Genomic DNA, 19,012 nt, shown 5'->3' on the forward strand with positions numbered 1-19,012 from the left:
AACATTGATGTTGGCTGTTCCACCGCCATCGCGGGCAAGCCCGCTCCCACAGGTTCGGTGATGCAGCTGGTTTAGTCGATGAAGGTCACAACACCGCCGGCCAGCGACTGCACCCGCGCCAACGATTCCACCCGATAACCCTGGGCATCCAGTTCCGCACGGCCGCCCTGAAACGACTTCTCGATCACGATACCCAAACCGGCCACGGTCGCGCCGGCTTGTTTGATGATCGAGATCAGCGCTTGCGATGCCTTACCGTTGGCCAAGAAGTCATCAATGATCAGCACGCGGTCGCTGCTGGTCAGGTGGCGCGGCGAGATCGCCACGGTGCTTTCGGTCTGCTTGGTGAACGAGTAAACGGTCGCCGACAGCAGGTTTTCAGTCAGTGTCAGGGACTGATGCTTGCGTGCGAAAATCACCGGTACGCCAAGGTTCAGGCCGGTCATGATCGCAGGCGCTATACCCGAGGCTTCGATGGTGACGATCTTGGTGATGCCCGAATCCTTGAACAGCATGGCGAATTCGTCGCCGATCAGCTTCATCAGGGCCGGGTCGATCTGGTGGTTCAGAAAGGCGTCGACTTTCAGGACCTGATCGGAAAGTACGATGCCTTCTTCGCGAATTTTCTTGTGCAGTGCGTCCATGAAGCTTTCCTCTACTGATGCCTTGTGCGCCTGAGCCCGGGTTAAAAAGTGTTCGGGTTAAAAAGTATTCGATTCTAGCGCTTTAACATCGCGCGTATATCCGCCAATGCGCTGTTGCCGCGGACGGCTTTGACTTCGCTCGGGGTGTCGTCGTTGCCTTCCCAGGCCAGGTCGTCCGGTGGCAATTCATCGAGGAAGCGACTCGGTGCGCAGTCGATGATTTCGCCGTATTGCTTGCGCTTGGCGGCGAAGGTGAAGGCCAGGGTCTGGCGCGCCCGGGTAATTCCGACGTAGGCCAGGCGGCGTTCTTCTTCGATAGTGTCGGCTTCGATACTGGAGCGGTGCGGAAGGATTTCCTCTTCCATGCCCATGATGAACACGTAGGGAAATTCCAGACCTTTGGACGCGTGCAAGGTCATCATCTGCACGCCTTCGGCACCGTCTTCCTCTTCCTGCTGACGCTCCAGCATGTCGCGCAGCACGAGTTTGCCGATGGCGTCTTCGACGGTCATCTCGCCTTCTTCGTCTTTCTCCAGGGTGTTCTTCAGCGCCTCGATCAGGAACCAGACGTTACCCATGCGGTAATCGGCGGCCTTGTCGCTGGAGCTGTTGGTGCGCAGCCAGTTCTCGTAATCGATGTCCATGACCATGCTGCGCAGGGCGGAGATCGGGTCTTCGCCGGCACACTGCTCGCGCACTTTGTCCATGAACCGCTTGAAGCGCGACAGGCGATCGGTGAAGCGGTTGTCCAGGTGCTCGCCCAGGCCGATTTCGTCGGTGGCGGCGTACATCGAGATCTTGCGCTCGGTGGCGTAGTTGCCCAGCTTCTCCAGGGTGGTCGAACCGATCTCCCGGCGCGGGACGTTGATCACCCGCAGGAAGGCGTTGTCGTCGTCCGGGTTCACGATCAGCCGGAAGTAGGCCATCAGGTCTTTCACTTCCTGACGTCCGAAAAAGCTGTTGCCGCCGGAAAGTCGGTAAGGCACCTGGTGATGCTGCAGTTTCAGTTCGATCAGCTTGGCCTGGTAGTTGCCGCGATACAGGATCGCGAAATCGCTGTACGGCCGGTCGGTGCGCAGGTGCAGGCTGAGGATTTCCACGGCCACGCGTTCGGCTTCAGCGTCTTCGTTGCGGCAACGGATCACGCGGATTTCGTCGCCGTGGCCCATTTCACTCCACAGCTGCTTTTCGAATTCGTGCGGGTTGTTGGAGATCAGCACGTTGGCGCAGCGCAGGATGCGGCTGGTGGATCGGTAGTTCTGCTCCAGCATCACCACTTTCAGGGACGGATAATCGTCCTTGAGCAGCATCAGGTTTTCCGGGCGGGCGCCGCGCCAGGCGTAGATCGACTGGTCGTCGTCGCCCACCACGGTGAACTGGTTGCGTTTGCCGATCAGCAGTTTCACCAGCAAATACTGGCTGGCGTTGGTGTCCTGGTATTCGTCCACCAGCAGGTAGCGGACCTTGTTCTGCCACTTTTCCAGGATGTCGTCGTGTTCCTGGAACAGTTTTACCGGCAGCAGGATCAGGTCGTCGAAGTCCACTGCGTTGAACGCTTTGAGCGTGCGCTGGTAGTGGGTGTAGACGATGGCGGCGGTCTGTTCCTTGGGGTTGCGTGCGTTTTCCAGGGCTTCGGGCGGCAGGATCAGGTCGTTTTTCCAGGCGCCGATCATGTTCTTGATCTCGTCGACGCCGTCGTCGCCCGAGTATTCCTTCTGCATGATGTCGGTCATCAGGGCTTTGACGTCGGTCTCGTCGAAGATCGAGAAGCCCGGTTTGTAGCCCAGCCGCACGTGTTCCTTGCGGATGATGTTCAGGCCCAGGTTGTGGAAGGTACAGACCGTCAGGCCACGGCCCTCGCCGCCCTTGAGCAGTGTGCCAACCCGTTCTTTCATCTCGCGCGCGGCCTTGTTGGTAAAGGTCATGGCGACGATGTACTGGGCGCGGATGCCACAGCTCTGGATCAGATGCGCAATTTTGCGGGTGATCACGCTGGTCTTGCCGGAACCTGCGCCGGCGAGCACCAAAAGAGGGCCGCCGACGTAGCTCACGGCTTCTTGCTGCCGGGGATTGAGTCGGGACATACGAAATCAGGGAGTCGTTAGCGAAATGGGCCGGCATTTTAACAGGCTCAGCGAATTGTGCTGCTCTCTCCGACTTGTGACGCAACACGCTATCTCTATTTGCCGGTTTTGATACTTTCACGCAGGATGCGCAATGAATTTGCGTCTAATGTTCGTATTCAAGACACAAGCGCCGTGTTTGATAACCTATGTCATTTGGTCATTGGTTACCCGCGCGGCATAATGCCCGCCGCCTACATCTTTGCAGAGTCTAGGAGCTAGCTTGTCTACGCCTGTCGAACCCTTGCGTTTGCTGCTGCTGGCCGAAGAGCCAGCGTGGGCAGCGTTGTTGCGCGAGTGTCTGGCTCCGATGGGGAGTTCGGCGATGCTGCTCAGCGCGCCGAGCTGGGAGTCGGTCAGCAACCTGTTCGATGACAACCGCAGCGCGGTGTTGTTGACGATTCCTGCTCTGCAGCCGGCACCTGGCCGTTGCAACCTGCCGACGGTGTTGCTGCTCGAACACGAGCCGCTGGCACCGCCCGATGGTGTGAGCGACTGGCTGGTGCGCAATCTGCTGGACCCCGGCATGCTGCGCCGCTGCCTGCGTCATGTGCGTGAGCGCGGCGTGCTGGAAAACACGTTGCAGCGCCTGGCCGAACAGGACCCGTTGACCGGTATCGCCAACCGGCAGGGTTTCCAGACCTTGCTGGCGGCGCGTCTGGCCGACAACGAAGGTCGAGGCCTGGCCCTCGGTCACCTTGACCTCGACAACTTCCGACACGCCAACGATGCCCTCGGCCACCAGGCCGGCGACCGGTTGATCCTGCAAGTGGTCTCGCGGCTCAAAAGCCAGCTGGAGGCCTGCGATCAACTGGCGCGGCTGGGCAGCGATGAGTTCGCCCTGCTGATCGACACCCGTCGCGCCCCTCAGCGTGCCGAGTGGATGGCCGAGCGTATTACCGAAGCCCTGTCCGAACCCTATTGGATCGACGGCGAAAGCCTGTTGATCGGCTCCAGCCTCGGCATTGCCCACGCGCGAGCGCAGGCCGGTGCCGACCCGTTGATGTGGCATGCGCACATCGCCATGCAGCAGGCCAAGAGTACTCAGGGCTGCACCTTTCACATCTTCAACGAACGGATCAATCGCAATGCCCGCAGCATCGCCGACCTTGAAAGCGAGCTGCGCCGGGCCTTGCGCCGCGATGAGCTGGAGTTGCATTACCAGCCACGCCTGAACCTTGAGGACGGCCAGATCGTTGGCCTCGAAGCCTTGGTGCGCTGGCGTCACGGCGAACGCGGCTTGCTGCCTCCCAGCGAATTCGTGCCGCTGGCCGAACAAAGCGGCTTGATCGTGCCGCTGGGTTACTGGGTGATTTCCCGGGCCCTGCGGGACATGCAAGCATTGCGCGAACGGGGTCTGCCAGCGCTGCACATGGCGATCAACCTGTCGTTCCGACAGTTTCAGGACAGCCAATTGCTGTTGACCCTGAGCCGGTTGATTGCCGAGCGAGGCGTCGAGGCGCAATGGCTGGAGTTCGAACTGACCGAAACCGCGGTGATGCGTCGCAGCGATCTGGTCAAGCAGACCATGGATGCCCTCGGGCGCCTCGGCGTGCGCTTCTCGCTGGACGACTTCGGCACCGGATTCTCTTCGTTCGTGCACCTCAACAGCCTGCCGATAGCCTTGCTGAAGGTCGACAAGAGTTTTGTCGGCGGCATGGAAGAACGGGAAGAGAATCGCAAACTGGTACACGCCATGATCAACCTGGCGCACAACCTCAACCTCGAAGTGGTTGCCGAAGGCGTGGAAACGCCGGAGCAGCTGGATTTATTGCGCGGGTTCGGGTGCGATCAGGTGCAGGGGTATCTGATCAGCAAGCCGTTGCCGTTGGCGGAATTGGTGGAGTACCTGACGTTCGGCAGCAGTCAGCAGCCCGCACTGGAAGTCGTGAGCTAACCGCAAACAAATGTGGGTGCTTTTGTGGCGAGGGAGCTTGCTCCCGCTCGGCTGCGAAGCAGTCGCAAAGCTTTTGGGCCCGCTTCGCGACCCAGCGGGAGCAAGCTCCCTCGCCACGCAGCCTCGCTCCTACAGGGATCTCAATCTGGCTGCGCGACCTGGAAATTCTGCTCTGACGCCGGCTCGTGTCTGATCATCCGCTTCATCTTCCACTCAAACGCCAGTGTCAGGCTCACCGCCGCACACGCCAGCCCCAGCGCCAAACCCCACCAGACCCCCGTTGGCCCCCAGTTCAAATGGAAGGCCATCCACCACGCGGCCGGCGCACCGATCAGCCAATAGCAACCCAAACCCACCAGGAATGTGGTCTTGGCATCCTTGAGTCCGCGAATGCAGCCCATGGCAATGGTTTGCGTGCCATCGAACAGCTCGAACCACGCCGCCACCGCCAACAGGCTCACGGCCAGTTCGATGACCGGGCGAAAGGCCGGGTCGTTGTAGTCCAGGAATAAGCCGATCAACTGATTGGGCAGCAGCCAGAAGACCATCGCAAACCCCAGCATCGAGGCGGCGCCGAAGGCGATCCCGACCCGTCCGGCCAGCCGTGCATCGAGCAATTGCCCGGCGCCGTAATGCTGGCCGATGCGCATGGTGATCGCATAGGAAAGCCCCGCCGGCACCATGAACGCCACCGAGACGATTTGCAGGGCGATCTGGTGCGCCGCCAGTTGCGTACTGCCCATGGTGCCCATGCACAGCGCGGCGAAGGCAAACAGGCCGACCTCCACCGCATAGGTACCGCCAATCGGCAGGCCCAGGCGCCACAACTCCTTCAAGTACTGACGGTCAGGCCGCGACAGGCCTTGGCGCAATGGATAAGCGTCATAGGCCGGATGTCGGCGAATGTGCAGCGCGAGCGCCAGTGCCATGAGGTTGGCAACAATCGCCGTGACCAGACCGATACCCACCAGGCCCATTTTCGGCAGGCCGAACATGCCGGTGATCAACGCATAGTTGAGCAGGAAGTTGGCCACGGTGCCGCCGAGGCTGATGACCATCACCGGTGTCGCCCGGCCGATGGCGCTGGTGAAACCGCGCAGCGCCATGAAGCTCAGATAGCCGGGCAGGGCGAACGGCAGGATCAACAGAAACTGGCCGGCAGCCTGGACGTTGGTTTCGGTCTGGCCGAACAGCAGCAACACCGGTTTGAGGTTCCACAGCAGCAAACCCGCCACCAGCGCCATCAACCAGGCGAGCCACAGCCCGGCCTGGGTCAGCCGCGCCGCGCCAATGATGTCGCCGGCGCCCTGACGGATCGCCACCAGGGTGCCGACGGCGGCGATCACGCCGATGCAGAAAATCGACACGAACGAATACGTCGCCGCGCCCAGGCCGCCGCCGGCCAACGCCTCGGGGCTCAGGCGCGCCATCATCAACGTGTCGGTGAGGACCATCAACATGTGCGCCAACTGCGAGGCAATCAACGGCCCCGCCAGCCGCAGGATGGCCCAGAGTTCAATACGCGCTGGATGCTGCATGATCATCACGCTCGATTGTCAGAGAGAACAGGAAACGTCGATTCTCGGCGCTCTGCGGGGATTGCACAAAGGGATAAAAAGGATGGGTGGCATGATTAAAACTCATGCTCGCAAGTTTCTGATAAGTTGAGGCAACCGCGCTATAGGAGCTTTCCCGATGTCCCGTCGTCTTCCTCCCTTGTATGCCCTTCGAGCATTCGAAGCGGCGGCGCGGCATAGCTCGTTTACCCGCGCCGCCGAAGAACTGTCGATCACGCAAAGTGCGGTCAGTAGGCACATTCGTACGCTCGAAGAGCATTTCGCCTGTCGGCTGTTTCACCGCAGCGGGCGCAACCTGCAACTGACCGAATCGGCGCGGCTGATCCTGCCGGGCATTCGCGAGGGCTTCACCGCCCTTGAGCGGGCCTGCAACACCTTGCGCGCCGAAGACGACATCCTGCGCATGAAAGCCCCGTCGACTCTGACCATGCGCTGGCTGTTGGCACGGCTCAGTCGTTTTCGGCACCTGCGACCGGGCAACGAGGTGCAATTGACCAGTGCCTGGATGGACATCGATACGGTGGACTTCAACCACGAACCCTTCGACTGCGCCGTCATCCTCAGCAACGGGCATTTTCCACCGGACTGGGAGACGACGTTGCTGTTCCCCGAAGAGTTGATTCCGGTGGGTGCGCCGAATCTGCTGAAGGATCAGCCGTGGGATGTTGCGCGCCTGGCCAGTACCGAACTGCTGCACCCGACGCCGGACCGCCGTGACTGGCGCAATTGGCTGGAGCGCATGGGCCTGACCGATCAAGTCTCGCTCAAGGGTGGGCAGGTGTTCGACACGCTGGAGCTGGGCATGATTGCTGCCGCCCGAGGTTATGGCGTATCCATGGGCGATTTGCTGATGGTGGCGGAGGATGTCGCACAGGGACGTCTGAGTTTGCCGTGGCCGACGGCCGTTGCCAGCGGTGAGAATTATTACCTGGTCTGGCCGAAAACCCGCCCTGGAGGCGAGCGTTTACGCCGGCTCAGCGATTTCCTGCAAAGCGAAGTCCGGGCCATGGAATTACCGGATGTCGAACGTCTGGGCTGAATCGATGAAGTCGCCACAATGTGGCCTTGAGCCATATCCGCGCTGATCACTCAAGTATTGCGCTTTGCCGCCGAAAATCTGCATATGGAACCTTAGTGCAGGTCCAGGTTGTCCCCACTAATCAGAAATTTTGCCGAGTGTGCGATGAGATCAGAATGATCTGGCCACTGGGTCAGGAGCTGTCATGTCTCAACCTCGTGCTCGGATTGCCTCACAGCTGGGTCTTGCGCTTGCCGTGATACTGGCGATCGTCATCAGCGGCAGCACCGTGTTTGCCCTGCGCTCGCTGGACGCCGCCAACCTCGCCACCCGCGAAGAGCACCTGGCCAGCGAGGCGCGACTGTTGGCCGATCAGTTGAGCACTTTCCACGGCACGTTGCGTGAAAGTACCCAGCGTCTCAGCGGCCTGTTCGAGAAGCGCTTCAGCGCCGGTTTGAGCGTGCACCCGGATGAGCCGGTGGCTGTGGCAGGCGTGCAGACCCCAGGCCTGCACCTGGGCAGCGAAGTGTTGAACAACAACTTCAAGGAAGTGGACGAGTTCAAGCAAATGACCGCCGGCGTCGCGACGCTGTTCGTGCGCAGTGGCGAAGACTTCATTCGAGTCAGCACGTCCCTGAGCAAACAGGATGGCAACCGGGCCATCGGCACGCTTCTCGATCACGCTCACCCGGCTTATGCGCGCTTGATGGCGGGGCAGAGCTACGTCGGTCGCGCCTTGCTCTTCGAACGGTCCTACATGACTCAGTACACCCCCGTACGCGACAGCGGCGGTAAGGTGATTGCCGCGTTGTTCGTAGGCTTCGATTACACCGACGCGCAGAACGCCCAGTTTGACAACCTGAAACGCTTCCGCATCGGCCAGACCGGCTCCCTGGCACTGCTTGACGAGCAGAACAAATGGCTGGTGCCGATCGCCGGTGTGCAAGCGCTGGATCAGGCGGTTCCGACCATCGCCGGCCTGGCCAAGACGCCGGGCAAGGGCGATTTCTGGAGCGACACGTCGCAAGATTTCTACAGCGTTGCCGTGCCGTTCGAAGGTGGGCCGTGGTCGGTGGTGGCGAGTATGCCGAAAACTGAAATCCGTGCGGTGACCTGGAGTGTCGGTATACGACTGGCCATCGGCAGTCTGCTGGCGATGTTGCTGGCAGTGGGTTCGGCGGTTTGGTTGCTGCGCAGCAAACTGGCGCCGCTGAGTGATCTGGTGCGTCAGGCCGAAGCCTTGGGCGCCGGTGATTTGAGTGTGCGCCTGAACGTGTCGAGCAACGACGAAATCGGTCAGTTGGCCCGCGCCTTCAACCAGATGAGCCAAGCCCTGTCGACCATGGTCGAGCACATCCGCCGAGCGTCGGGAGAGGTCAACAGCCGTGCCCAGGCGTTATCCGGTTTGTCCGGTGGCGCCTATGAAGGGATGGAACAGCAGTCCGGCGAAATCACCAGCATGGCCGGCGCCGTAGAAGAATTCAGCGCCACCTCGTTGAACATCGCCGACAACATGGGCAACACCCAGCGACTGGCGCAGGAAAACGCACAGCAAACCCAGATCGGTCGTACGTCGATGGACGAAGCGTCCTCATCCCTGGAGCAAATCGCCGGTGCTCTGAACAGCACCGCGACGGTGATCAATACCTTGGGGCAGCGCTCCCAGGAAATCGGCGGCATTGTCGGGGTGATTACCGCGATCGCCGAGCAAACCAATCTGCTGGCGCTCAACGCCGCCATCGAAGCCGCCCGCGCCGGTGAGCAGGGCCGCGGGTTTGCGGTGGTGGCCGATGAGGTGCGCAACCTGGCCTCACGTACTCGCCAGGCCACTGATGAAATTTCCGGGATGATTCAAAGCATTCAGCAGGAAACCGGTAACGCCATCAGCACCATGGAGCAGGGCAACGTGCTGATGCAGGAAGGCCTGTCGCGCAACGCCAACGTCGCTTCGGCCCTGGCGCGGATCGATGAACAAAGCCGCTCCGCCGGTCAGCAATTCGCCGCCATCACCACCGCGACCCAGGAACAAAGCAGCACCGCGACCTTGCTCAGCAGCAACCTGCAAAGCATCGCCCTGGCGAACAGTGAACAGCGCGAAGTGGTGTCCAACCTGGCAGTGACTGCCAAAGAGCTGGAGAAGCTCGCGGCGGACTTACGGCATGAGGTTGATCGGTTTCGCTGAGTCGCTTCTGAAATCGGCATTGGCATTTAGCACCAGTGTCTCGATTTTTATGCTTGCTGAAACGTTTCTTCAAGTCTATAAAATTGGCACAACTCCAAGAAAGGCTGCTGCCATGACCCCGCTCAAACTCTTCGTTGCTCTCAGCGCACTGTCCGCTGCTTCCCAAGCCATGGCTTGGGACTACGTCCTGCTCGACACCGACAAAGCCGCCCAGAACTGGCAGATCACCAGCCAGCAACTCGGTGTAAAAACCGACAAACCCTTCTCCGTGACCCTGCGCACTTTGCACGGTGGGCGGCAGGAGGGGGTCAGCATCGTCGACATCGATAACGGCACAATGAAACTCTCGGTGGTACCGACTCGTGGCATGAACGTCCTGCAGGCCTCGGTCGGCAATGTGCGTATGGGCTGGGATTCGCCGGTCAAGGAAGTGGTCAATCCATCTTTCATCGAACTCAACGGGCGTGGTGGCCTGGGCTGGCTGGAAGGTTTCAACGAACTGGTCACCCGCTGCGGCTACGAATGGGTCGGCCACCCCGGCATCGACAACGGCGAACTGCTGACCCTGCACGGTCGCGCCGCCAATATCCCCGCCAATAAAGTCACCCTGCACATCGATGAAAAGCCGCCGTACGCCATCACCCTGCGCGGCGAGCTGAAAGAACAGGCGTTCAAGAAAGTCGACTTCTCCGTCGCAACCGAACTGGTCACCGAACCCGGCAGCGTAGCGTTCGCCCTCAACGACACCCTGACCAACAATGGCGACTATCCGAAGGAATACCAGGCGCTGTATCACAGCAACTTCAGCACCCCATTCCTGGAGCAGGGCGCCCGCTTCGCCGCGCCGGTGAAGCAAGTTTCGCCATTCAACGACAAAGCCAAAGGCGATCTGCCGGACTGGCAAACCTACCGTGCACCGACCAAGGACTACGACGAAACGGTTTACAACGTGGTGCCGTATGCCGATGCCAAGGGCGATACGTTGACCGTGCTGCATAACAAGGCCGGCAGCCTGGGTGTCTCGGTCGGCTTCAATACTCAGACACTGCCCGTGTTCTCCCTGTGGAAAAACACCGATACCCAAGGGCAGGGCTATGTCACGGGGCTGGAGCCAGGGACGAGTTTTTCCTACAACCGCCGGTATCAACGGCCACTGAACCTGGTGCCGACGATTGGGCCGAAGGAACAGAAACAGTTCGGGATCAGCTACAGCTTGTTGGCGGATAAGGTGGCTGTGGATAAGGCGTTGAAGCGGGTGAGCGAGATTCAGGGTGGGCGGGAGACTGAGGTGCGGCAGACGCCGTTGGTTGATCTGACCAAGGGGTGATGCTGACTCCATGCCTTGGGCCACTAGCCGCTTGACGCTGCTCTACCTGGTTTTCAGCGCATTGGCCAGGCGCAGCATGGCGGCTTCGATTTCATAAGCGGTCAAGGACGAGTAACCCAATAGCCAACCTTGTTTCTTCTGATCGCCGGCGTACAACCGGCTGAGACCGGAAAGCTGCACGCCCGCGCTGGCTGCTTGGCGGATGGTTTTTTCCTCCGACCAGCCATCATGCAGCAGGCAGGGAATTTGCAGCCCGCCCTGGGGGCGCAAGGCGGTAACGATGCCGTCCAAGTGCTTGCCAATGGCGTCGAGCATGATGGATTGGCGCCCGGCATAGAGCTTGCGCATGGCCCGGACATGGGCGTTGTAATGGCCGTCTTCCATAAAGCGTGCAAGGGTCAGTTGCAGGATTTGGGGCGTATGGCCGTCCATCATGCTGCGCGCGTAGGTGAAGGCTTTGATCAACTCGTGGGGCAAGACCATGTAGCCCATTCGCAGCCCGGGGTAGAGGGTCTTGCTGAAGGTGCCGAGGTAGAGGGTACGCTGGTACTTGTCGAGGCCCTGCACGCAGGCGGTCGGTTGCCCGTCGTAATGAAACTCGCTGTCGTAGTCATCTTCGAGGATCCACTTGCCCTTCTCTGCGGCCCAGTTGATCAGCTCGAGCCGGCGTTCCAGCGGCAAGGTCGCGCCGGTGGGGTATTGATGAGAAGGCGTGACATAGACGCAATTGGCGCCGCTGCGATCGGCGTACAGCAGGTCGGTGCGTATGCCCAGTTCATCGACATCGATGGGCAGAACCTTGGTCTCGGCGGTTTCAAAGGCTTTCCTGGCACCAAAATAACCCGGGTTTTCCAGCAGGATCGGTTTGCCGGCATCCACCAACAACTGCGCACACAGAAAGAGGGCTTGGCGAGTGCTGCTCAGCACCAGGATCTGGTCGGCGGAGCATTTGGCCCCGCGCTCGAGGTTCAAGTAAGTGGCGATGGCCTTGCGCAGCGGCTCGGCACCTTGCGGGTCGCCGTGCAACAGCACGGTGGCGCGATAGTCCTTCATCACCTGGCGTTGCAGGCGCTCCCAGACATCGGTGGGGAAAGTGCGGGTTTCCGGCAGGCCGGTCGCAAACGCTTTGATCACCTGCTGATCGGTCACGCCGCCACTGTCGAAGATCATCCGCCCGCGCTGGCTCAACCCCGCCCCCGGTGCCGCCTGGTTGCCTTTGACCTCTTGCGCCTTGATGCGTCGGCGCGCTGCGCCGCGCAAGTCGGTACCCAGCGTTTCACAGACATAACTGCCAGCCCCCTCGCGCCGCACGATAAACCCGTCGCGGTGCAGTTGCACATAGGCGTTCTCAACGGTATCGCGGGCAATCCCCAGTGACTTGGCCAAGACCCGAGTCGCAGGCAGCTTCAAGCCTGGGTCAAGGGCGCCTTCGAGGATCAATGCACGCAATGCGCGTTGAATCCGCTGGTGCAGATCCAACCGCTGAAACTCGACATCGCTGAGGCGCATTTTGAGCGTTTCCAGTTCGAACGCTCTAGCCATGCGGTCTGCCCTAATTGAATAAATTGGCCTGTAGTAGCAGGCCATCCTATCCGTAGAATCCGCCCCTCGCCACTGCCTCTGCGCTCGGTCATTTCAGCGCTATAAATCCCCTCACCCGGGGCCAACACCTCGTTTTGCAAGGAGCAAAGCAATCGTGTCTTCTTCAGCCTCCCCATCGCCCCTGCGTTTACGCGATCTTCTGCATCCGATCGTCGCCGGGCTGATTTCGGTCATCGTCAACTATGGCGGCACGTTCATCCTGGTTTTTCAGGCCGCCAAAGTCGCCGGGCTCAGCCCCGAAATGACGGCGTCGTGGGTATGGTCGGTGTCAATTGGCGTGGGTATTACCGGGCTGTTTCTCAGTTGGGTGAGCCGTGAGCCGATCATCACTGCCTGGTCGACACCCGCCGCGGCCTTTTTGGTCGTCGCGCTGTCTACTACGCCCTACGCCGAGGCAGTAGGTGCGTACATCATTTCAGCCGCCGCCTTCGTGCTGCTGGGTTTGTCCGGCTGCTTCGAAAAAGTCATCCGACTGATTCCGCCGGGTGTGGCTGCGGGGCTGCTGGCCGGTATCTTGCTGCAGTTCGGTATCGGCGCATTTGGTGGCATGAGTCTTGACCCGGTGTTGGTCGGGTTGCTGATTGCCGCTTACGTTTTGCTCAAGCGCTTTACCGCGCGCTACGCGGTGGTGGGCATTCTGGTGCTGGGGTTGGCGTTTCTTCTGACGCAGGGCCGTGTAGAACTGTCGGGGCTGGCGCTGCAATTCGCGGCACCGGTATTCACCCAGCCCGAGTTTTCGATCAATGCGCTGCTCAGCGTGGCGCTGCCGCTGTTCCTGATCACCCTCACCGGCCAGTACATGCCGGGCATGCTGGTACTGCGCAACGATGGTTTCAGTACCAGCGCTAACCCTATCCTGACTGTCACAGGGCTGGGCTCGCTGCTGATGGCACCCTTCGGTTCCCACGCCTTCAACGTCGCGGCGATCACTGCAGCCATCTGCACCGGCAAGGAAGCCTCGGAGGATCCGTCCAAGCGCTGGGTCGCCGGGGTTGCCGCGGGATTGTTCTACATCCTCGTAGGGGTTTTCGGGGTGACCCTCGCCGCAGTGTTCATGGCGTTCCCGCCCACCTTCATTACGACGCTGGCCGGGCTGGCCCTGCTCGGCACTATCGGCGCCAGCCTGGCCAGTGCCATGGCTGACGTCAAAACCCGTGAAGCCTCGCTGATCACCTTTCTGGCGTGCGCCGCAAACATCACCTTGCTGGGGATCGGTGGGGCGTTTTGGGGATTGCTGATCGGTCTGGCGGCCTACGCCTTACTCAATGGGCGCTTGCCGCGTCGCGAGGCGGTAGTCATTCCGGCTGCCGACGCTGTTGTGACGACCAAAGGAGCCACCCACTGATGCTCGATCTATTGGAAGAAACCGTCACCCTTCACGAGCGTCATGGCCGTTACCCACAGGCCACCAGCGTTGAGGACTTTCGCCGCAACCTGGCAGCCGTGCAGCAGCGAATCGCCAATGCCTGTCAGCGGGTCGGACGTGATCCGGCGAGTGTGCGCCTGCTGCCGGTCAGCAAAACCTTTGACGAAGCTCATCTGCGTCTGGCCTACGCCGCCGGCTGCCGGCTACTGGGTGAGAACAAAGTGCAGGAAGCGCAGCGAAAATCGCAGGTCATGGCCGATCTGGCCGATCTGCGATGGTCGGTTATCGGCCACCTGCAAACCAACAAGGCCAAGCAGGTGGCGCGTTTTGCCAGTGAGTTTCAGGCGCTGGACAGCCTGCGAGTGGCCGAGGCTCTGGATCGTCGCCTGCACATCGAGGGGCGCCAACTGGATGTGTTCGTTCAGGTCAATACCTCCGGCGAAGCCAGCAAATACGGCTTGGCGCCCGAAGCCGTCGCGGACTTTTTGTACGCCCTGCCGGCGTTCTCGGCGTTACGGGTGCGTGGTTTGATGACGCTAGCGCTGTTTTCGGCCGACGTGGTCCGTGTCCGCCCTTGCTTTGTACGGCTGCGCGAGCGCTTGCGCCAGCACGCCCCGGCGGGCGTCGGGCTGGAGGAACTGTCCATGGGCATGTCTGGTGACTTCGAAATCGCCATTGAAGAAGGGGCGACCGTGGTGCGTGTCGGTCAGGCCATCTTCGGCGCACGTGCCATGCCGGATGCCTACTACTGGCCGACCGCGGATGCCCGTTCGGAAAGTGATGAGCACACAGGAAGCCATCCGATGCCCTCTGCACCGTTGTAAATCAGCTTAACTTTCCCAACCAAGGACCCCTTCATATGTACGACTCAACGCTGACCCTTAAAGCATTCGACGCCGAGCTGTGTGAGGCGATTCATAACGAAGAACATCGTCAGGAAGACCACGTCGAACTGATCGCTTCCGAAAATTACGCCAGCCCTCTGGTGATGAAAATCCAGAGCACCGTGCTCACCAATAAATATGCCGAAGGCTATCCAGGCAAGCGCTACTACAGCGGCTGCGAATATGTCGATGTGGCCGAGCGCCTGGCCATCGAGCGGGTCAAGGCCCTGTTCAACTGCGACTACGCCAACGTGCAGCCGCATGCGGGTGCACAGGCGAACGCCGCGGTATTCCTGGCATTGATCAATCCCGGCGATACGGTGATGGGCATGAACCTGGCCCAAGGTGGCCACCTGACCCACGGCAACCCTTCAAACTTCTCGGGTCGTCATTACAAGATCGTTCCTTATGGCCTTGACCCGGAGACGGGCTTTCTCGACTACGACGAGATGGAACGTATCGCCCTGGAAACCCGGCCGAAGATGCTGATCGGTGGTTTTTCCGCCTACTCCCGGTACAAAGACTGGGCGCGCATGCGGGCGATTGCCGACAAGGTCGGAGCCATTTTCTGGGTCGACATGGCCCACGTCGCAGGGTTGGTCGCCGCAGGAGAATACCCGGACCCATTGCCGCACGCCCATGTGGTCACCAGCACCACGCACAAGACCCTGCGGGGCCCACGGGGTGGCTTGATTTTGTCCAAGGGACAAGATGAAGCATTCTACAAAAAACTCGATTCTGCGGTATTCCCGGGTGTTCAGGGCGGCCCATTGATGCACCAGATCGCCGCCAAAGCCGTCGCTTTCAAGGAAGCACTGAGGCCCGAGTTCAAAACCTATCAGACCCAAGTGGTGATCAACGCCCGGGCCATGGCGGCCGTGCTGCAAGAGCGGGGTTACAAGATCGTCTCCGGTGGCACCGATAATCACATGATGCTAATCGACCTGTCCGACAGGCCCTATACCGGCAAGGAAGCCGATGCGGCCCTGAGCAATGCCTACATCACCGCTAACAAGAACTCGGTGCCCAACGACCCGCGCTCACCGTTCGTGACTTCCGGGCTGCGCATCGGTACCCCAGCCATCACTACCCGTGGTTTCGGCGTGATCGAATGTGAACAATTGGCGGGCTGGTTGTGCGACGTACTGGACGCCCTGGAAAACGGCGACAGCGAAAGGGTCAGGCACCACGTGCGCGAACAGGTGGTGGAGCTCTGCCGCCGTCATCCTGTCTATCGTTAACCCTGTTACTCCGGGCTATTACCAGGCTGATGTCCATCATCGGGCGAAAAACCAGGCGCGCGGCAAGGCGCCTGAGATGGATGGGTGCATCCGATGCCAACCTGTTGCGTCTCTAGCTGGGTGCTGATGGCCGATATTGCAGTGCTTCGGCTACGTGGCTGCGACTGATAGCGTCTACTTGTTCCAGATCCGCCAGAGTGCGGGCGACTTTCAGTAGGCGGTGAGCAGCACGAAGCGAAAGGGTTAGTCGCTCGCAGGCGCTTTCCAGCCAGCCTTCATCTGCTTTGGATAACGCGCAATGCTGGCGTAGCCCTGGCAGGTCGAGAAAGGCGTTGGCGCAGCCCTGACGCTGTTGCTGACGCTCCCGGGCCTGGGCGACCAGGGCAGAAGCGCTGGCCGTGTCGTCACCGGCCTTGATCGGGTTCAGCGCCGTGCTTTCCCGGGCTACGGTCAAATGCAGGTCGATGCGGTCCAGCAAGGGCCCGGATAATTTGTTGCGATAACGCTGAACCATGTCCGGTGTACAACTGCATTTACCACTGGGCTCGCCAAGATATCCACAGGGGCAAGGATTCATCGCCGCGACCAGTTGAAAGCGCGCCGGGAAGCGTACGCGGTCCTTGGCGCGGGAGATCACGATGTGGCCGGATTCCAGTGGCTCTCTCAATACCTCCAATACCTTGCGATCAAATTCCGGGAGTTCATCGAGGAACAACACGCCATGATGGGCGAGGGTGATTTCGCCAGGTTGTGGTTTTGAGCCACCGCCCACCAATGCCGGGCCTGAAGCGGAGTGGTGTGGCTGTCGGAAGGGACGCTGTGGCCAATGACTCAGCGGCACACAACTGGCGACGGATTGAATCGCCGCGACTTCCAGCGCCTCACTCTCGGCCAATGGCGGTAACAGCCCCGGCAGACGACTCGCCAACAGGGTTTTTCCCGTTCCTGGCGGTCCGCTGAACAGCAGGTTATGAGCCCCAGCCGCCGCAATCAGCAACGCGCGCTTGGCCGCGAGTTGCCCCTGCACTTCATTCAAATCGGGGTAGGGTTTGCTGGCGTAGAGCAAACCATTGGAAGCGTAGGGGGCGATGGGCGTGTGGCCATTGAAATGCGCGACCGCTTCCAGCAAATGATCCACCGCAATCACCTTCAACCCCGAAGCCAGGCACGCCTCCTCGGCATTCGCCCGCGGCACCACCAGCGTGCGCCCGGCTTTACGCGCTGCCAGTGCCGCGGGTAACACACCCCGAACCGCCCGCACCGCGCCCGACAGTGCCAACTCCCCAAGACACTCCACATCATCCAGCGTCAATGTCGGCACTTGCACGCTGGCCGAGAGAATCCCCAGCGCAATCGCCAGATCGAACCGTCCGCCGTCCTTTGGTAAATCGGCCGGGGCGAGATTCAAGGTGATACGCCGTGCCGGAAACTGCAGCCCCGAATTGATGATTGCGCTGCGCACCCGGTCTTTGCTTTCCTTCACCGCCGCCTCGGGCAGCCCGACCATGGTCAGCGACGGCAAGCCGTTGGCCAGGTGCACTTCTACGGTGACGGCGGGTGCTTCTACGCCGACCTGGGCGCGGCTGTGGACGATGGAGAGGGACATGGTCGTTCCTTGAGCTGACGAGGACCGCTTCCTGCGGTTTTTTGAAGGGTAGTCGTGGGCGGATGATTTAGCGTGGCGGCGGAGTAACCAAACTTTCGCAGGATGTTGCTGGGGGAGCTGATTCCAGTCAGTTAAGCCGTAACGCAATCCGTAGCAGCTGGCGGAGCCTGCGTTCGACTGCGCAGCAGTCGTAAATTCAAGTTGTGCGGTCTGCCAGATGCACCGCGTGTTCTGATTTCACGGCTGCTGCGCAGCCGAACGCAGCCTTCGGCAGCTGCTACAAAGGTTATGTCGCGGCCGGTATTTAGGCGTAATCAGCGGCGGCAGCTAGTTTTTTGTAGGACCGGTCTTGGATAAATGAAGGACTTCGGTGAAAACTCACGGACGCACTTGTCGGATCGACGTGGCTGCTTATGATCACAGTTGATCGAGCCCTCAGGAAGGGAAATGAGCAATTCTGGAATGCGGCCGATTCATCCTGGCGAAATCCTTGAAAAGGAGTTTCTAGTGCCTCTGGGCATTACGGCGGCTGGGCTAGCTCGCTTGTTGAATGAAGGCGCGGGTGACGTGAGGGCCCTTGTGATGCAGGAGAGTGGTATCAGTCCTGAGCTCGCAAAGAAGCTCTCGCGCTACCTGAAAACCACGCCCGAGTTCTGGCTAAACCTGCAATCGACCTACGATCAGCGCAGAGCCGAAATCGAGCGTGGGTGAGCTTCGGGTAATTAAAAAGACTGCAGCACCCGCGAAGCACGCTTCCACCACGGTGCATTGACCGGACTTCGCGGTCGTTCCTCATTCGGCAGCAGCTGCGGAACATCCTGCAACCGAATCCACGGCTGGTTATTCCAGTGCAGCAAACTCAATGACATCTGCGGCCAATTCAGCAGGCTCAGAATCGGGCGTTCGGTTGAGGTGGGTTGTTGGGCGTCTCTGAGAGCTGGCACTACGTCGTGGGTTAGCCATTCGCGCAGGCCTCGGTATTCGGGGCAGTAGTGGTAAATCAGTAACGCGTAGACGCCGGATTCGCTGATCAGGAGAGTGTTTTCGATGGCTCCGTGGATGAGCATTGGTACGGTTTGGTGTTGGTCGGGATCGAGTTTGCGTAGCGCTCGTTCGTCGAGGAAGAGACGGAGCAACCGGCCCAGGTCGCGGGCGCTGAACCAGGGTTGGTTTTCCAGGAGTAGGGCGTGGAGGTGAAGTTTGTGGCGGGTGAAGATGTGGGGGATTAGATAGTTTTCGTCCATGGTGCAGCTCCCGGATTCGTATGAAGGAAACTGCCTCTGATCGTCGCCAAACGAAAAGGGTGGCAGCTATACGTGGGTTGGCGAACCGGTGCATCCGGAAACCGGCAGACCCGAAGGTCTCCCACGCACAGCCGCCATAATTCGAGATGGGATAATTCCCCGGTTCGAACGTGGTCGCAGTGCGTCGGATGTTATCCAGGTCGCCAAACCCAGTGCTGAACATTCAGCATTGAGTGAGCTTAGAAACCGGGGCTTTGCGACGCAATCGGACGGCGGTGGTTTTCTTGTAGGACGTTGCCGG

The 19,012-nt window shown here is 60.3% G+C and carries 14 protein-coding genes; 8 read left to right on the forward strand and 6 right to left on the reverse strand.

The features are described from left to right. Positions 1-71: 71 nt before the first annotated feature. Positions 72-644 carry a xanthine phosphoribosyltransferase gene (locus ACZ9BB_RS24900; protein ID WP_476217114.1) on the reverse strand — a complete coding sequence of 191 codons (573 nt, stop codon included), beginning with the start codon at positions 642-644 and terminating at the stop codon, positions 72-74. A 74-nt stretch (positions 645-718) separates the two neighbouring features. After that, positions 719-2,728, reverse strand: coding sequence for a DNA helicase Rep (gene rep, locus ACZ9BB_RS24905; RefSeq protein ID WP_476217116.1), 2,010 nt, complete (start codon positions 2,726-2,728; stop codon positions 719-721). 262 nt (positions 2,729-2,990) lie between these two features. On the opposite strand from rep, the gene ACZ9BB_RS24910 reads away from it, so the two are divergent. Further along, entirely contained in the window at positions 2,991-4,664 is a 1,674-nt protein-coding gene (locus ACZ9BB_RS24910) for a putative bifunctional diguanylate cyclase/phosphodiesterase (RefSeq protein WP_476217118.1), read from the forward strand. 140 nt (positions 4,665-4,804) lie between these two features. On the opposite strand, the gene ACZ9BB_RS24915 is transcribed toward ACZ9BB_RS24910, so the two are convergent. Then, positions 4,805-6,202 (reverse strand): NorM family multidrug efflux MATE transporter, encoded by a 1,398-nt coding sequence (locus tag ACZ9BB_RS24915; RefSeq protein WP_476217120.1) that lies wholly within the window; start codon positions 6,200-6,202, stop codon positions 4,805-4,807. Positions 6,203-6,359: 157 nt separating this feature from the next. Between ACZ9BB_RS24915 and ACZ9BB_RS24920 the strand changes: the two genes are divergently transcribed. The 3 genes from ACZ9BB_RS24920 (at position 6,360) to ACZ9BB_RS24930 (ending at position 10,768) form a co-directional block, all read left to right on the forward strand. Next, positions 6,360-7,280, forward strand: coding sequence for a LysR substrate-binding domain-containing protein (locus tag ACZ9BB_RS24920; protein ID WP_476217122.1), 921 nt, complete (start codon positions 6,360-6,362; stop codon positions 7,278-7,280). A 184-nt stretch (positions 7,281-7,464) separates the two neighbouring features. Beyond that, positions 7,465-9,441, forward strand: a complete 1,977-nt coding sequence (locus ACZ9BB_RS24925; RefSeq protein ID WP_476217124.1) for a methyl-accepting chemotaxis protein — start codon at positions 7,465-7,467, stop codon at positions 9,439-9,441. Positions 9,442-9,553: 112 nt separating this feature from the next. After that, on the forward strand, positions 9,554-10,768 hold the full coding sequence (locus tag ACZ9BB_RS24930) for an aldose 1-epimerase family protein (RefSeq protein ID WP_063342148.1): 1,215 nt from the start codon (positions 9,554-9,556) through the stop codon (positions 10,766-10,768). 42 nt (positions 10,769-10,810) lie between these two features. On the opposite strand, the gene pdxR is transcribed toward ACZ9BB_RS24930, so the two are convergent. Continuing rightward, entirely contained in the window at positions 10,811-12,310 is a 1,500-nt protein-coding gene (gene pdxR, locus ACZ9BB_RS24935) for a MocR-like pyridoxine biosynthesis transcription factor PdxR (protein ID WP_476217126.1), read from the reverse strand. Between the two features lie 154 nt (positions 12,311-12,464). On the opposite strand from pdxR, the gene ACZ9BB_RS24940 reads away from it, so the two are divergent. From ACZ9BB_RS24940 to glyA, 3 genes are read left to right on the forward strand one after another with little or no spacing between them, the layout of a single operon-like run. Continuing rightward, entirely contained in the window at positions 12,465-13,715 is a 1,251-nt protein-coding gene (locus ACZ9BB_RS24940; RefSeq protein ID WP_476217127.1) for a benzoate/H(+) symporter BenE family transporter, read from the forward strand. Further along, entirely contained in the window at positions 13,715-14,560 is an 846-nt protein-coding gene (locus ACZ9BB_RS24945) for a YggS family pyridoxal phosphate-dependent enzyme (RefSeq protein WP_476217129.1), read from the forward strand. The genes ACZ9BB_RS24940 and ACZ9BB_RS24945 overlap by 1 nt, the downstream gene beginning before the upstream one ends. A gap of 35 nt (positions 14,561-14,595) precedes the next feature. Further along, the gene (gene glyA / locus ACZ9BB_RS24950; protein WP_476217131.1) at positions 14,596-15,861 is read left to right on the forward strand and encodes a serine hydroxymethyltransferase; all 1,266 of its coding nucleotides are present in this window, start codon (positions 14,596-14,598) and stop codon (positions 15,859-15,861) included. Positions 15,862-15,973: 112 nt separating this feature from the next. On the opposite strand, the gene ACZ9BB_RS24955 is transcribed toward glyA, so the two are convergent. Next, the gene (locus tag ACZ9BB_RS24955; protein ID WP_063342153.1) at positions 15,974-17,467 is read right to left on the reverse strand and encodes a YifB family Mg chelatase-like AAA ATPase; all 1,494 of its coding nucleotides are present in this window, start codon (positions 17,465-17,467) and stop codon (positions 15,974-15,976) included. 447 nt (positions 17,468-17,914) lie between these two features. On the opposite strand from ACZ9BB_RS24955, the gene ACZ9BB_RS24960 reads away from it, so the two are divergent. Then, positions 17,915-18,178, forward strand: a complete 264-nt coding sequence (locus tag ACZ9BB_RS24960; RefSeq protein ID WP_476217133.1) for a HigA family addiction module antitoxin — start codon at positions 17,915-17,917, stop codon at positions 18,176-18,178. 11 nt (positions 18,179-18,189) lie between these two features. On the opposite strand, the gene ACZ9BB_RS24965 is transcribed toward ACZ9BB_RS24960, so the two are convergent. Continuing rightward, positions 18,190-18,711 carry a BRO-N domain-containing protein gene (locus tag ACZ9BB_RS24965; protein WP_476217135.1) on the reverse strand — a complete coding sequence of 174 codons (522 nt, stop codon included), beginning with the start codon at positions 18,709-18,711 and terminating at the stop codon, positions 18,190-18,192. Positions 18,712-19,012 lie beyond the last annotated feature (301 nt).

It is taken from the genome of Pseudomonas sp. TE3552 (genome assembly GCF_056278945.1).

Excerpts from the sequence above, each read along its gene's own strand:
- ACZ9BB_RS24900 (WP_476217114.1), bottom strand. The coding sequence starts at position 644 with ATGGACGCACTGCACAAGAAAATTCGCGAAGAAGGCATCGTACTTTCC.
- rep (WP_476217116.1), bottom strand. The coding sequence starts at position 2,728 with ATGTCCCGACTCAATCCCCGGCAGCAAGAAGCCGTGAGCTACGTCGGC.
- ACZ9BB_RS24915 (WP_476217120.1), bottom strand. The coding sequence starts at position 6,202 with ATGCAGCATCCAGCGCGTATTGAACTCTGGGCCATCCTGCGGCTGGCG.
- ACZ9BB_RS24920 (WP_476217122.1), top strand. The coding sequence starts at position 6,360 with ATGTCCCGTCGTCTTCCTCCCTTGTATGCCCTTCGAGCATTCGAAGCG.
- ACZ9BB_RS24925 (WP_476217124.1), top strand. The coding sequence starts at position 7,465 with ATGTCTCAACCTCGTGCTCGGATTGCCTCACAGCTGGGTCTTGCGCTT.
- ACZ9BB_RS24930 (WP_063342148.1), top strand. The coding sequence starts at position 9,554 with ATGACCCCGCTCAAACTCTTCGTTGCTCTCAGCGCACTGTCCGCTGCT.
- pdxR (WP_476217126.1), bottom strand. The coding sequence starts at position 12,310 with ATGGCTAGAGCGTTCGAACTGGAAACGCTCAAAATGCGCCTCAGCGAT.
- ACZ9BB_RS24945 (WP_476217129.1), top strand. The coding sequence starts at position 13,715 with ATGCTCGATCTATTGGAAGAAACCGTCACCCTTCACGAGCGTCATGGC.
- glyA (WP_476217131.1), top strand. The coding sequence starts at position 14,596 with ATGTACGACTCAACGCTGACCCTTAAAGCATTCGACGCCGAGCTGTGT.
- ACZ9BB_RS24955 (WP_063342153.1), bottom strand. The coding sequence starts at position 17,467 with ATGTCCCTCTCCATCGTCCACAGCCGCGCCCAGGTCGGCGTAGAAGCA.
- ACZ9BB_RS24960 (WP_476217133.1), top strand. The coding sequence starts at position 17,915 with ATGAGCAATTCTGGAATGCGGCCGATTCATCCTGGCGAAATCCTTGAA.
- ACZ9BB_RS24965 (WP_476217135.1), bottom strand. The coding sequence starts at position 18,711 with ATGGACGAAAACTATCTAATCCCCCACATCTTCACCCGCCACAAACTT.